14 protein-coding genes are annotated in these 14,057 nt (G+C 66.5%); 11 read left to right on the top strand and 3 right to left on the bottom strand.

Annotated features, from left to right (window positions below; translation table 11 throughout):
* Positions 1 to 359: 359 nt before the first annotated feature.
* From GXY15_09640 to GXY15_09590, 11 genes are all read left to right on the top strand, one after another.
* Positions 360 to 1,292, top strand: a complete 933-nt coding sequence (locus GXY15_09640) for a prepilin peptidase (GenBank protein ID NLV41471.1) — start codon at positions 360 to 362, stop codon at positions 1,290 to 1,292.
* Positions 1,293 to 1,307: 15 nt separating this feature from the next.
* Positions 1,308 to 2,288 carry an MBL fold metallo-hydrolase gene (locus GXY15_09635; GenBank protein NLV41470.1) on the top strand — a complete coding sequence of 327 codons (981 nt, stop codon included), beginning with the start codon at positions 1,308 to 1,310 and terminating at the stop codon, positions 2,286 to 2,288.
* The gene (locus GXY15_09630) at positions 2,285 to 3,259 is read left to right on the top strand and encodes a class I mannose-6-phosphate isomerase (protein ID NLV41469.1); all 975 of its coding nucleotides are present in this window, start codon (positions 2,285 to 2,287) and stop codon (positions 3,257 to 3,259) included. Before GXY15_09635 ends, GXY15_09630 begins: the two co-directional genes overlap by 4 nt.
* Before the next feature lie 301 nt (positions 3,260 to 3,560).
* Positions 3,561 to 4,082 carry a sigma-70 family RNA polymerase sigma factor gene (locus tag GXY15_09625; GenBank protein ID NLV41468.1) on the top strand — a complete coding sequence of 174 codons (522 nt, stop codon included), beginning with the start codon at positions 3,561 to 3,563 and terminating at the stop codon, positions 4,080 to 4,082.
* Positions 4,061 to 5,341 carry a hypothetical protein gene (locus GXY15_09620; protein ID NLV41467.1) on the top strand — a complete coding sequence of 427 codons (1,281 nt, stop codon included), beginning with the start codon at positions 4,061 to 4,063 and terminating at the stop codon, positions 5,339 to 5,341. The genes GXY15_09625 and GXY15_09620 overlap by 22 nt, the downstream gene beginning before the upstream one ends.
* Positions 5,342 to 5,761: 420 nt before the next feature.
* On the top strand, positions 5,762 to 7,825 hold the full coding sequence (locus GXY15_09615; GenBank protein NLV41466.1) for a PDZ domain-containing protein: 2,064 nt from the start codon (positions 5,762 to 5,764) through the stop codon (positions 7,823 to 7,825).
* A 2-nt stretch (positions 7,826 to 7,827) separates the two neighbouring features.
* Complete coding sequence (locus tag GXY15_09610; protein NLV41465.1) at positions 7,828 to 8,577, top strand: SDR family oxidoreductase; 750 nt, start codon at positions 7,828 to 7,830, stop codon at positions 8,575 to 8,577.
* Complete coding sequence (folB, locus tag GXY15_09605) at positions 8,570 to 8,953, top strand: dihydroneopterin aldolase (protein ID NLV41464.1); 384 nt, start codon at positions 8,570 to 8,572, stop codon at positions 8,951 to 8,953. The genes GXY15_09610 and folB overlap by 8 nt, the downstream gene beginning before the upstream one ends.
* Position 8,954: 1 nt before the next feature.
* The gene (folK, locus tag GXY15_09600) at positions 8,955 to 9,470 is read left to right on the top strand and encodes a 2-amino-4-hydroxy-6-hydroxymethyldihydropteridine diphosphokinase (GenBank protein ID NLV41463.1); all 516 of its coding nucleotides are present in this window, start codon (positions 8,955 to 8,957) and stop codon (positions 9,468 to 9,470) included.
* Positions 9,467 to 10,036 (top strand): GTP cyclohydrolase I FolE, encoded by a 570-nt coding sequence (folE, locus tag GXY15_09595; protein ID NLV41462.1) that lies wholly within the window; start codon positions 9,467 to 9,469, stop codon positions 10,034 to 10,036. Before folK ends, folE begins: the two co-directional genes overlap by 4 nt.
* A complete protein-coding gene (locus GXY15_09590) occupies positions 10,036 to 10,845 on the top strand; it encodes a glycerophosphodiester phosphodiesterase family protein (protein NLV41461.1) in 810 nt (269 codons plus the stop codon). The genes folE and GXY15_09590 overlap by 1 nt, the downstream gene beginning before the upstream one ends.
* A gap of 69 nt (positions 10,846 to 10,914) precedes the next feature.
* On the opposite strand, the gene GXY15_09585 is transcribed toward GXY15_09590, so the two are convergent.
* From GXY15_09585 to GXY15_09575, 3 genes are read right to left on the bottom strand one after another with little or no spacing between them, the layout of a single operon-like run.
* On the bottom strand, positions 10,915 to 12,156 hold the full coding sequence (locus GXY15_09585) for an N-acylglucosamine 2-epimerase (protein NLV41460.1): 1,242 nt from the start codon (positions 12,154 to 12,156) through the stop codon (positions 10,915 to 10,917).
* Positions 12,157 to 12,191: 35 nt separating this feature from the next.
* Entirely contained in the window at positions 12,192 to 12,776 is a 585-nt protein-coding gene (locus GXY15_09580; protein ID NLV41459.1) for a hypothetical protein, read from the bottom strand.
* Positions 12,773 to 13,702, bottom strand: coding sequence for an archaeosortase/exosortase family protein (locus GXY15_09575; GenBank protein NLV41458.1), 930 nt, complete (start codon positions 13,700 to 13,702; stop codon positions 12,773 to 12,775). Before GXY15_09575 ends, GXY15_09580 begins: the two co-directional genes overlap by 4 nt.
* Positions 13,703 to 14,057: the final 355 nt, after the last annotated feature.

Here is a 14,057-nt window from a genome sequence, read left to right as displayed (position 1 = left end):
ATCCCTCGACGCCCTGGGGCCGCCGCCCATCGGCAAGACCCGGGCAGCCCCGTAGGCGGGTTTTCCGAGAGCGAAACCGGTCCGGCGCTCTTCTTCGTACCGCCGGCGTCCCGCCGGCCTTGTCTTGGGTCCGCATGGGCGCAGTTTGGGGAGAATGAACATGGATGCACAGGATGCACAGGATGCACAGGATGCACAGGATTTCCCGGCCTTATCCTGCTCATCCTGTCCATCCATGTAGGGGTCTTTTCTTTCCTGGGAACTGTTTCCGTCGTCCGCAGGAATTCGCCTGTTTTGCGTGGGGGCGGCGGCGCGGGTATACTTTGCCCTCCGGAACACACAGGGCAAGGAGTCTTTTCATGCAGGAGTCGTTTGAGGCGCTTCAGGGTTTCCTGATGATGGTGTCCTTTGTCCTGGGGGCGATGGTGGGCAGCTTCTGCAACGTCTGCATCAGCCGCTGGCCCTCGGGCGCCTCCGTGGTCAGCCCGCGGTCGCGGTGCCCCAAGTGCCTGAACGGCATCGCGTGGTATGACAACATCCCGCTCCTGAGCTGGCTGGTCCTGGGGGCCAAGTGCCGCCACTGCGGCCTGCCCATCAGCTGGGTGTACCCCGTGGTGGAGGGGATCACGGCGTTCCTGTTCCTCGGGGTTTTCTGGAAATTCGGGGTGTCCGTCGCCACACCGGTCTACATGGCCGTGTGCGCGGGCATGGTCATTGTGACCTTCCAGGACCTCGCGGACTGGACGATTCCGAATGATATCACGCTTCCCGGCATCCCCATCGGCATCCTGCTGGGGCTGGGCGGCATGGTGCTGGGGGCGGACAGCGGCCTGCGGGTCACGGATGTGTTTGACGCGCTGGCCGGGGCCGCGCTGGGCGGGGGCATCCTCTTCGCCCTCGACCGGATCACGGTGCTGCTGCTGAAGAAGCCGGGCATGGGCTTCGGCGACGTGAAACTGCTGGCCATGCTGGGGGCCTTCCTCGGCTGGAAGGGCGCGCTGGGCATCCTGATGCTGGCGTCCATTCTCGGCAGCGTGGTGGGGCTGGCCATGCTGGGCTGGCTCCGCGCGCGCGGCAAGACCCCCGCCGCGCCCCCCGCCGACCCCGCATCCGACCCGCCGGAGGCGATCGCGGGCGGCGGCGACGAGGAGATCACGCTGGAGGGGCACTACCTCCCCTTCGGCCCCTACCTTGCCGTTGGCGGGCTCCTCTATCTCTTCTTCGGTCCGGAACTCATCGCCCTCTACTTCAACATCCTTCAGTCCCCCGCCGGGACCCCGCTGCTCCCGTAGGCGGGGGAGTCCTTCATGGAACGGCCACGCATCACCCGCATCCCCCTGCCGAGCTCGCTGCCCATGGGCGGGGTGAACGTGTTTCTGTACCGGGGGCGCGAAGCGCTCACGCTGTTTGACACGGGGGTGCTGACGGAGGATGCGTATGCCGCGCTGGAGGCGGGGCTGGCGGCGGAGGGGGTCGCCGTGCGCGATCTGGAGCGGATCGTGCTCACGCACCACCATTTCGACCACATCGGCCTGCTGCGACGGCTGGCCGAGGCTTCCGGCGCGCAGACCTGCGGACACCCCGACACCCTGGAATGCCTCCGCATGACCTACCAGTTTGACGGGGCCTACCGGGAATACTACCGGGCGCTCTTTCGGGAGATGGGGGTGCCCGGCGGGGAGATTGAGCTGTTTATCGCGGGCCGTGAGCGGCTTCGCCAATATCTGGATGTGTACAGCGTGGACCGTTTCCTTGCGGATGGGTCCGTGCTGGACGGGTTCACGGTGCATCATGTCCCCGGCCATTCCCCCACGGACACCCTCTTCCTCCACGCCTCGGGGGATGCCGTCGTGGGCGACCATCTTCTGGCCACGGTCACGCCCAACCCCATCCTCCGGCGGCCTTTCGCGGGCCGCGAGCGGGTGAAAACGCTGGTGGAATACCGGGAATCCCTGATGAAGACCCGGAGCCTGCCCATTTCCTGGTGCCATCCCGGCCATGGCGGGGGATTCGGCGACGCGCCGGTGGTGGCGGATGCCATTCTCGCGCGCCAGGACCGGTGCTGTGACCGGATCATGGCCCTGCTGCCGGAGGAGGGAATGACCCCCTTCGAGGCCCTGCGGGCGCTGTATCCGTCCCCCTCCGCCGCCCTGATGTTCTTCCGGCTTTCCGTGGCGGCGGGCCATCTGGAGTGGCTGGAGACCCTGGGCCAGGTGCGGCGGGAGCAGGAAACGGGGGGCGCTTCGCGCTACTATCCGGCGGCCCCCGCGGCGAAGGAGACCCCATGACGCGTTATACAGTCCCTGAACTGCTGCCCTTCGCCCCCGCTTATTTCGAGCGCATCTGGGGCGGTTTCCGTCTGGCCCCCTCCGCTTCCGGCACGCCCATCGGCGAGGCGTGGCTGGTGTCGGACCACGCGGAATGCCAGAGTGTGGTCTCCGCCGGCCCCCACGCCGGGCGCACTTTGGGGGAGCTGGTCCGGGAATACGGCACGGCGCTGCTTGGAACGGCGGCGCGTACCGCGCGGGACGGGCGGTTTCCCCTGCTGCTGAAACTGATTGACACGGCGGACCTGCTTTCGGTGCAGGTGCATCCGGACGACGCGACGGCGGCTGCGCTGGGGGAGGCCGACGGCGGCAAGACGGAAATGTGGCATGTGCTGGAGGCGACCCCGGACAGCCGCATCTATTGCGGCCTGGTGCCCGGCGGGGACGCCTCCGCCTTCCGTTCGGCGATGGAATCCGGTGCGGTGGCGCCGCTGCTGCGGTCCCACCCGGCGCGGCCGGGGGACGCGTATTTCGTCCCGGCGGGCATGGTCCACGCCATCGGAAAGGACATTCTGCTGGCGGAAATCCAGCAGAATAGCAATGTGACCTACCGGGTGTTCGACTGGAACCGGGTGGATGCCGCCGGGAAGCCCCGGCAACTGCATTGGGAAAGGGCCCTCGCGGCGACGCATTTCGACATGGACTGCACCGGCCCCTCCCCTGTTCACCCCCTGCCCCAAGCCGGTTGCACGAGGGAGATGTTGTGCTCATGCCGGTTCTTCACGGCCGAACGGCGTCATGCGGAGGGGGAAACCGTGTGGGAGAAGGACACCCGGAGTTTTCACATCGTTCTGGCGGGGGCCGGGGGGCTCGATCTGGCCACCGACGCGGAGCGGGTGCGCCTGGCACCGGGGACAGCGGCCGTGGTGGTGGGGTGCGTCTCCCGGTATTCCACCCTGTCGGCGGATCCGCATCTGGTATATTTCATCTAGAGGGGCGTTGGTGCCCCGCGTTTCGCTGGGATTTGTCCGGTGAGGCATGGTCCCAATTAGATGAACCTGCACTCAGGACCGCCTGAAATGCCCGGGAAGCGGGCGACCGTTCCATATTGGAACATCCCGTGCGCATCAGGAAAGGTTCCACCACTTTAAGTACAGAAGTTGGCTTTGGCCGACTCCGGGTGATTACAGGGCGTGAGGTTGGCACAAGGGCAAGGGGCTGTGGATGCACCCCGGTGATGCAGAGTTAGTCGCGAGGAGCGTCTCAGGGGACGCCGAGGCATTCGGCGTCCTCGTGGGACGGTACCAAGGGGCGGTATTCGCCACGGCCTACTACTATGCGGGCCGGTACGGTGCGGCGGAGGACATTGCGCAGGAAAGTTTTTGGGCGGCCTACCGGTCGCTGAGACAGTTGAACAACCCTGGAGAATTCGGGGCGTGGCTCAAGGGGATCACCACGCGCACGGCGGCGAACTGGCTTCGGAAGAACCTGTCCCGTGTGCGGAGTGAGGTTTCCCTGCCGCCGCGGGTGACGCTGTCCTTCGAGGACGGCGGGCGTGGCCCCGAGACGGAGGCGACGGCGGCGGAGGAGCTGGAGCGCGTTTTTCGCGCGGTGGACGCCCTTCCGGAGCGGTATCGCCTTCCGGTGATTCTCCGGTACATGCAGGAATTAAGCCACGAGGAAATCGCGCGGTTCACGGGGGAGACCCCGGAGGAGGTGCGCGGCGTGCTTCACCGGGCGCTCGCGCAGCTTCGCGAGGCCCTTGGCGACACCCAGAAAGTTAGGGAACGGACTTGGCGACGTGCGAACGGGTAAAGAGGCTGCTGCCGGGACGCCTTGACGGCGACGGCACGGCGGCGGAGCGGCTGGTGGTGGACCAGCATGTGTCCACCTGCCCCGACTGCGCGCTGGAACTGGAGATCATGCGGGCCGTGGCCGCCTCCCTGTACGAGACCTTTGCCCCGGAACGGCTCGGCCGCGACTTGGTGGCGCCGGTGGTGGGACACCTGCCCCGGATGGAGCCGTCCGCCCCCCTGCACGACCTGACGGAGCGCGTCAAGCATCCACGCCGCCGCGGTTTGCTGTCGCGCTGCTTCTCCTGGGTTCCGGTGGGGGCGATGATGGTGATGGCGGTGCTGGTCATGGTGCTCTGGATCGCGTGGCCCCGCACCCAGCCCCTGGGGGCGACCTCGGTTGGAATGGTGGTGCACCGCGAGGGGCGGGCCGTGCAGACCAACAGCGTCACCCTGCGCAGCAGGTCCGTGCGCGTGCGGGACGGAATTGTCCCCGGCACGGTGTACGAGACTTCCGGGGGTGCGGCCGTGATGCTTGCCCTGAAGGGGGCCTCCGAGGCGCGCGTGTTTGAGGGAAGCCGGATGCGTGTGAACCATGACCGCAGCCTCCACCTGGAGGCGGGCATGGTCCATCTCAAGGTCGGAAAAGGCCAGCAGTATTTCCGCGTCGGCACCCGCGACGGGCAGATCACCGTGTTTGGCACGGAGTTCGGCGTGGAGATTCTCCCGGAAACGACGCGGGTCACGGTGGTGCACGGGGAAGTCCAGGTGGAGAACCGCAACACCTTCACGGTGCTCCGGGACGGCGAGGCGACGCTTCTCGGAAGGGACTTTAAAGAGCTGATCACCTTCCGCACCGACGTGTCCCCCCTGATGGACCGCGTGGCGGCGTTGGACGCCCATCTTGACAAGGACATCGCCCTCAACAGCGGCGGCGCCTTGGGGACAGCCACGGGGACGCTTCGGGCCGAGCGCGTCTTTGTCGTGGAGACCCACAGGCAGGCGGTGCGCGCCCTTCACTTCCGCTGGAAGCCCGGCAGTGCGCCGCTGGAGCGGTCCGGTTACGATGTTTATGTGTCGGACAACAGTCTGCGGCCCGTCTTCAAGGGGCGCATTGAGGGGTGGATGCTCTCGGACATCCGGTCCACCTCCTGCTCCCTCGCCCTGCCCGAAGACATGGGGTGGAGCGACATCGGCCTGCTGCACATCATGGTGCTGCCCGATTTCGCTTCCGGCCCCCTGGAGACGAACTTTTCCGAGGTGTATGCCACCACGTACTGAAGCTGCGTTGCGTGTCACAGTTGAATCATCGGCCGTCAACATGGTTGTTTTTTGAGGCGGGCGGAGTCCGGAGCCGGACATCTGCCTCACGTCACCCCTTCCCAAGAGTACCTGCTCTTCGGCGCCGGTCGCCCGCCTCCATGCACTGATCCACTGACGGCTTTTTTTCGAGAGTCGGGGCGCGGACCGTTTTGTTCCGGGACATCTGCCTCACGTCACCCCTTCCCAAGAGTACCTGCTCTTCCGGGACGGCGGCCGCCCCCGCTCTCGAGTGTTCCTCCCACCCCCTTCCGTCCGTCCTCTTCCTCCTTTCTTGAGCCTCCCGAGTCGTATTCTCTACAATGAGGCCGTGCTGTAATCTCCGGGGCGTCTTGTGTTTCTGCGTTTCCCGGTGACAAGGCCAAAAAAGGGAGAAGACGCATGACCACCCACCCCCTCCGGCGCTTTTCGCGAATGGTTTACTGCATGGCCGCGCTGTTTGCGGCGGTGTCCACCGCCGGCCTCGCTCAGGCCCCCTCGGAGGAGCCGGGACTTGCGGGAACCATCAAGGAGGCCGTGGGCCGGGTGAAGCCGGCGCTGGTGCGCATCCATGTGGTGGACACCTACTACAACGACGGCAGGGAGCTGAAGAACGAGTCCTCCGGCAGCGGCGCGATCATCCGCGAGGACGGCCACATCATCACCAACCACCATGTGGCCGGGCATGCGAAGCACCTCAAGTGCACCTTTGCGGACAAGACGGAGATGGAGGCCGAGCTGGTGGGCACGGACCCGATGACCGACATTGCGGTGATCAGGCTGAAGGGCGCGGGGGACCGCAAGTTTCCGGTGGTGCCCTTCGGCGACTCGTCGCTCATGCGGATGGGCGACCATGTGCTTGCCATGGGCAGCCCGCTCTCCCTCTCGCAGTCCGTGACGCTGGGCATTGTCAGCAACAGCGAGGTGATCATGCCCGCGTGGATGGACGGCGGCCTTTCCCAGGACGGGGAGAACGTCGGCGCGCTGGTCCGGTGGATCGGCCACGACGCGGACATCTTCCCCGGAAACAGCGGCGGCCCGCTGGTCAATCTCCAGGGCGAGGTGATCGGCATCAACGAGATCAAGATGGGGCTGGGCGGCGCGATTCCCGGCAACCTTGCGCGCGAGGTGGCCGAGGCGCTGATCGCGACGGGGAGCGTCGCGCGGGCCTGGCTGGGCCTTGAGCTGCAGCCGCGCCTCAAGTCGGACACGCGGGGGACCGGCGCCCTGGTCGCCACGGTGGTGAAGGACTCGCCGGCCGAGGCGGCGGGGTTCCAGCCGGGGGACCGCCTGATCTCCCTGGCGGGCACCCCGGTGGATGTCCGGTTTCCGGAACAGCTTCCCGATTTCAACCGTCTGGCCGCCGGCCTGGCGGTGGGCGCCCCCGTGGCCGCGGTGGTCGAGCGCGCGGACGCCCCCGTTGAATTGACGGTGACCCCCGTCCCGCGGGAGCCCTACGAGCCGAAACAGTTCGAGCAGACGCAGTGGGGAATCACGGTCCGGGACATCTCGTTCATGAAGGCCCGGGAAATGAAGCGGAAGGACTCCGACGGCGTGCTCGTGACGTCTGTGCGGCCGGGCGGCCCCTCCTCGGAAGCGAAGCCCCCCCTGGAATGGGAGGACGTGCTCGTTTCCATCGGGGGCGCGCCGGTGAAAAGCGTCAAGGAATTCATGGAGGCCACGGAGGCCCTCACAAAGGACCAGACGGCCCCGATTCCCGTGCTGGCCGAGTTTGACCGGAAGACCGAGCGGCTGGTGACAGTGGTGAAGGTGGGGGTGCGCGAGCTGATGGACCCCGGCCGCGAGGCCCAGAAGGCGTGGCTTCCCGTGGAGACGCAGGTGCTGACCAAGGACATCGCCGACTCCCTCGGCGTGGCCGGCCGCAAGGGCTTCCGCGTGACTTTCGTGTATCCCGAGGCCGGGGACACCCTGCGTCCGGGGGACCTGATCTTTTCGGTGGACGGGCAGGCCCTGACGGCGTCGAACCCCGAGGACAGCTCGGAGCTGGAGACCCTCATCCGGCAGTATTCCATCGGCGGCACGGCGGAGCTGGAGGTGCGCCGGGACGGCGCCGAGGTGAAGGTTCCCGCAGTGCTGGCCCGGTCGCCCAAGACGGCGAAGGAGATGAAGCGCTACACCAACGAGACCTTCGAGTTCACAGTGCGCGACATCACCCTGCGCGACCGCACCACGGAGCGCTGGGCGGACACGCAGGAGGGCGTGCTGGTGGAGCAGGTGCAGCCCGGGGGCTGGGCGGCCCTGGGCACGCTCCAGCCGGGCGACCTGATCGTGGAGATGAACGGCGCGCCGTCGAAGGACGTGGACACGGCGAAGGAAATCATGAAGGGCGTGGAGGAGCAGGCCCAGCGGTCGCTCGTCTTCAAGGTGGTGCGCGGCATCCGGACCCTGTTTCTTGAGATGGAGCCCCGGTGGGAGAAGGCGCCCGAGAAGAAGGCGGGGGAATAGGCATGACGCCGGCGCGGACACTGGAGGGACGCAGGGCGCTGGTGACCGGCGCGGGCAGGCGCCTCGGCCGGGACATCGCCCGCGCCCTCGCTGCGGAGGGGGCCTCTTTGGTCCTCCATTGCCGAAACTCGGACAGGGAAACCCGCGAACTTGAGGCGGAGCTGGGGTCCGGCGGTACGGCGGTGGCAGTGCTTAAGGCCGATCTCTCGGACCCCCTCCAGGGCGAGGCGCTGGTGGACCGGGCGGTCGCGGAGGCCGGTCCGCTGGACATTCTGGTCAACAGCGCCTCCCTTTTCGAGGAGGAGACGCTCGACGGGATGTCCGCCGCGTCCGTCCACCGGCACGTGGACATCAACGCCCTCGCCCCCTTTCACGCGTCGCGCGCCTTCGCGCGGCAGGGGCGCGCCGGGGTGATTGTCAACCTGCTGGACACGATGATCCGGGACTACGACCGCAAGCACCTGCCCTACCACCTTTCCAAGCGGATGCTTTTCACCCTGACGCGCGACATGGCGGTGGAGTACGCGCCGCTGGTGCGCGTGAACGCCGTGGCGCCGGGGCTGGTGCTTCCCCCGGAGGGAAAGGACGAGTCCTATCTGCGCGCCCTCGCGCACACCAACCCGCTGAACGCGCACGGGCGCGGCGGGGATGTCGCGCGCGCGGTGCTGTTTCTTGTGGCGAGTCCCTTTGTCACGGGGCAGGTCATCTATGTGGACGGCGGAAGACACCTGAGGGGGGCAATGTATGACTGAGCGGCGGCTGGACAGGATACATATCCGCGACCTCCAGGTGCGGTGCATTGTGGGGATTTTCCCCGAGGAGCGCGTGGCGCGGCAGGATGTGATTTTCAACATCACGCTTCACGCGGACTACCGGGCGGCCTGCGCCTCCGACGACATCCGGGACACGGTGGACTACAAGCAGGTCAAGAAACGGGTGGTCGCCATGGCGGAGGAGTCGGAGTTCCTGCTGGTCGAGCGGCTCGCCGAGGAGGCGGCCCGCCTCTGCCTGGAGGATCCCCGCGTGGAGCGCGTCGAGGTGACGGTGGACAAGCCGGGCGCCCTGCGCTTCGCCCGCAGCGTCGCCGTGGAGATTTCCCGCACCCGCGCCGATCTGGGACGGGCCTGACATGGAGCGCTGCCTCGTCGGGGTCGGATCCAACATAGACCCCGAGGAGAACATTGCGGAGGGCCTGCTTCTGCTGGGGCGCCGGGTCCGCATTGTTGCGGTCTCCCCTTTCTACGTCACCGCGCCCATCGGGCGGCCGGAACAGCCGGACTATTTGAACGGCGTCGTTGTGGTGGAGCACGGGGACGGCCCCGCCGCGCTCAGGGATGAAATCCTGCGTCCGGTGGAGGCGGCCAGGGGGCGCGAGCGCACGGCGGACGCCTATGCCGCCCGCACGCTCGACCTTGATGTGCTATTGTATGGGGATCGTGCGTGCCCGGGGGCCGGCATGGTCCTGCCGGACCCGCACCTCTGGGAGCGCCCCTTTCTGGCGGCTGCGGCGCTGGAGCTGGACCCAGACCTCGCTGTTCCGGGCACGGGCCGCCTTCTTCGCGGCCTTGCGGACCCGGACGCCGTCGCGGCGTGCCGCAGGGCGGACGCATTTTCCGAACGAATCAGGGAGATGGTTGAACGATGAATCTTGAACGGGTTTCCCAGTTGATGCGGGAATTGCTGGTGGAGATCGGGGAGGATCCCGGGCGCGAGGGGCTGCTGAAGACCCCGATGCGCTACGCGAAGGCCCTGCAGTTTCTCACGTCGGGCTACGGGCAGCGCATGGAGGATGTGATCAACAACGCCGTCTTCCAGGCCGAGTCCAACAACATGATCATTTCGCGGGACATCGAAATGTACAGTCTCTGCGAGCACCATATGCTGCCCTTCTTCGGGCGGGCGCATGTCGGGTACATCGCGCGCAAGAAGGTGATCGGCCTGAGCAAGATCGCCCGGATCGTGGACTTCTACGCCCGCCGCCTCCAGATCCAGGAGCGGCTCACGGCCCAGATTGCCCGCGCGGTCATGGACCACACCCAGGCTGAGGGCGTCGGCGTGGTGCTGGAATGCCGCCACCTGTGCTCCATGATGCGCGGCGTGGAAAAGCAGAACTCCGTCATGACCACCTCCACCGTCCTGGGCAGCTTCCACGACGACGAGATCACGCGGCACGAGTTCATGCAGCTCCTCAACCGCGACGTGAGGTACTAATGCGGGCCCGCCTCCTGCCCTGCGCGCTGGCGCTTGCGGCCGCCGCGCTGACCGTTTGGGCGGCGGACCCCTGCCCCCGGCTGGAGCGTCCCCCCCGCCAGGGGGGCGTGCATGTCATCGCCCACCGGGGGGCGCACGCCGGGATTCCCGAGAACACGATTTCGGCCTACGAGAAGGCCATCGAGTTGGGCGCGGATTTTGTCGAGGTGGACCTGCGGACCACCAAGGACGGCCGCATCGTCAGCATGCACAACGACACGGTGGATTCCTATGCAAAAGGCGCCAAAGGGAAGGTGGCCGACTTCACGCTGGCGGAGCTGAAGGCCCTGGACATCGGAAGCCGCGTCGGCCCGGAGTGGGCGGAGACCCGCATCCCCACGTTCGAGGAGATTCTGGAAGTCTGCCGGGGGCGCATCGGGATTTATGTGGACCTCAAGGCCGCGGACCCCGCCGTGGTGGCCGGCATGCTCAGGAAGGCGGGCATGGCGGAGGACGCCGTCTGGTATGCCGGGGCCGGGCAGCTCCGCAAGCTCCGGGACGCCTGCGCGGAGTGCCTGCCCATGCCCGACCCGGGCGACGAGAAGAACCTGCCGCGGGTCGTGTCCCTCCTCTCCCCTTCCGTGGTCGCCTCCTCCTGGGACAACCTCACCCCGGGACTGGTTGCGCGGACCCATGAGGCGGGCGCGCTGCTGTTTGTGGACGACGGCGGCCCGGAGACCTGGGAGAAAATGCTCTCCATGGGCGTGGACGGCATCCAGACCGACGAGGTGGAGGACTTGGTGGCGCTGCTCCGGCAGCGCGGCCGGTGACCCCGCGCAAACGACAGCGCCGCGGCGGCCCTTTCGGGGCGCTGCGGCGCTTTTTTGCAGCCCCGTCCGTCAGGCGTCAAGCACTGAGAGAATCTTGTTGAGGCGGCGCTCCGTCTGGATGGCGGAGCGGACGGTGTGGTAGTTGATCTTCCAGGCATGGGCCATGTGGGTCCAGAGAAGGGTGTTGTTCTCGTCGAACAGGGGCCACCACTCGCCCACCGGATGGTTGATCATCACGTCCATCACAAAGCGGTGGAGGTTGTAATAGGCCTTCCAGTACTTCTCCTCGCCGAAGATCAGGTAGGCGTCCGAGAAACCGATCAGGCATTCCGCCTGCTGCCAGAACTCCTTGTTCCGCTCGCGGGCGGGGCCGTGGTTCGGCCCCTCGCAGAAGACCCCGCCCTTCTCCCAGTCAATCCCCCACTGGACGCAGTGGTCGAAGAGTTTCGCCATCTTCCCGCGGTATTCCGCCAGGTCGAGTCCCAGAATGTCTATGGCGTGCTTGAGCAGCCAGGCACACTCCACGTTGTGCCCGAAGCTGGTGTTGTCCAGCGGCCGCCCCTCGTCGTCCTCCACATCGCGGTCGGCGCCCCACACGTTCCGGAACAGGATGGCCCGCAGGGGTGTCCAGTCAAAGGCGAACTGCGCGATGCCTGTGCCGTGCTCCGGGTGGATGATGCGGTTGAAGAGCAGGTTGATGATCCGCTGGGTCTCCCGCTTGTGCGTGTGGTCGCCCGTGGCCTCGTAGAGGTTGGTGAAGGCCTCCATGAGGTGCATGTGCACGTCGTAGCCCTTTCGGTCGCCGCCGTAGGCGCCGGGCCGCTTGGGGCGCCAGTCCTCCTCGAAGAACTCGCCGAAGCCGCCCCACTCCACGTCGGCGGCCTTGACCTTGATGGCCTCGTAGGACTTCAGCGCCATTTCCATGCCCCGCGGGTCGCCCGAGGCCATGGCGTACTCGCTCATGGAATAGACGCCGAAAGACTGGCCGTACATGATTTTGCTCTTGTCAATGGGCGTGCCGTCCCGCTGGGTGGTCCAGTGCCAGCCGCCGAACTTCTCGTCCCAGAAGTGCTTCAAGACAAAGTCCACGCCCTGCGCCGCCATTTCCAGGAAGGCCCCGTCGGGGTCCAGGTTGGCCCGGTAGATGGAGGAGTAGGTGAAGATCATCCGCAGCTGGCAGATGAGGGTCTTCACGTCCTCCCCCGTGGGGTTTCCGTCCTTGTCGAAATAGGTGAGGTAGCCGCCGTATTCCCGGTCCACCCCGCGGGTCTTCCAGAACGGAAGCAGCTCGTTGAGAAGATGATGGCGCATTTCGTCCCGCGCCTGCCGGCATTGTTCCTTGATGCTCACGGTTTTTCCTCCAGCGTTTCAGAAGCGGTCTCTGTTCCCTTGTCCGCCGCCGGGGCGTTTCCCGGAAGAAGCCTGTCCCAGTAGGCGAAGACAATCCAAAGCAGAAACGGCATGGTCAGAAAGAACTGGACCACTGCCGTGGGGATTTCGCTGGCCCGCATGAGGGCCTCCTGGTAGCGCATGGCGACGATGATGAAGGAGAGGTGGAACAGGCACAGGATCAGGGACCCGTAGACCAGGCCGCGGATCCGCCTGCGCCATGCGAGGCCGCCCGTGGCGAGCACGAGCGCGAAATAGGGCGGGATGTTGGTGGCGAGCAGGCCGATGTGCATGACCCGCCGCTGCCCGGTGGAGAGGTTGAACACCAAGTCCGTGCCCGTGTTCAGCACCTCCTTGGGCACGATGGCCCCGGAGACCACGGGGACGCCCATGACGTGCTTCAGGAACCCGCCCGACAGCTGCAGGAGGAGCCAGCCGTAGGCGGGGAGCATCCACCACCACAGCATGACCAGGATCGTCACGAAAACCACGAATTTGGCGCAGAACCAGAGGGGCTTCTGCCGGGGTTTCGCCTGCCTCATGGGTTTTTCCTCTTGACGATGTACTCCACCCAGGCGAGCCATACCGCCACGACAAACACGATATAGACGGCCTGCCAGACATACTCGTGGGCGAATTTAAACCACTTGTGCTCCGTGTCCAGCGCCCCCACCACCCCGAGGAAGGAAAGACGGAAAATGTTGACGGAATACATCAGCGGAACGCCCGCGGCGAGCCCGACGGCCTTTTTGCGCCAGGTGGCGGGGAAGGCCAGCACGGCGGCAAGGAAGATGGCCATGACCTCGATGGCGCCGCACTCCGAGACAACCACAAAGGGGAACATCCGGGTGGTGTCCTCCTCCTGCGGGCGCTCGCCCCTGCGGATTTGCTGCTGGATTTGCTGAAGCTCATTGAGCCGCGCGAGAAGGGGCCCCTGGAGCTTCTCACGCTCCTCGCGGGAGAGGCCGGTGTCACGGTCCATGTCGGACAAGCGGAGCGAGAGGTCGGCAATCTCCGTCGAGAGGCCGGGCCGGAGGATGAAGGAGACCCCGGGGCCGTTGCCCGCCCCCTTTCCCTCCCTGCGGGCCCTGATGGCGCGGTATGACCACTTTTCCCAGGGGGTCAGGGGTCCGCCGGCCGCGCGGGCCGCCTCATCCGCCAATGGCTCCTCCCGCCCGTCCTTCCAGGCGCCGAGGGTGGCGCGCACGTGGGCGGGATCGTCGTTGGATAGGTAACGGCCCTCCAGCTCGGAGGAATGCCCGATCTTGTCCAGCACCCAGGAGGTGTGGCGGGCGACCTGGAACAGGTACCAGTCGTTCACGCGCGTGTCCACCGTGTACCGGTAGGCCGTCAGCAGGAAGAGCACGGTCACCACGAACACGATGACAAAGCCCCCGACGCGCCGTCTGGAAGCTTCCGGGGGGGCCTCCGCCCCATGGGCTTCCTCCCGGAGGGGGCTTTCGCTCATTGACCGTGCACTCCTAGTGTGTGAACTCCGCGCCCCCCGCCCATGCGGTGAGTAGCATAGCAACTTGGGCCAAATCCCCGCAAGCCCCGGCCGCGCCAGGGCAATCGCACTAAAATGTCCCTCGAGAAACGCCTGCGAGCGGCATGGACGTCCCTTGGTTATGTGATTCTGTCTTTGTTGTCCCGACGGGACATCCGCCTATAGCCCAGGCCAGGCCGCCGCCCAAAGGGCCAGGCCTGCCCTGGGTTGCCGGGAAAGAAGGACCATGCCCCAACGGGGCAGCCGAAATTACGGCGAGAGCCCAAAGACAAGGCAGGCGGGACGCCTGCGGTACGAAGAAGACCTGCGGGGCAGT

The sequence above is a fragment of the Candidatus Hydrogenedentota bacterium genome (genome assembly GCA_012730045.1).
Lineage (GTDB): Bacteria > Hydrogenedentota > Hydrogenedentia > Hydrogenedentales > CAITNO01 > JAAYBR01.
The sequence above is the reverse complement of the archived record's forward strand: the minus strand, read 5'-3'. Positions and strand labels throughout refer to the sequence as shown.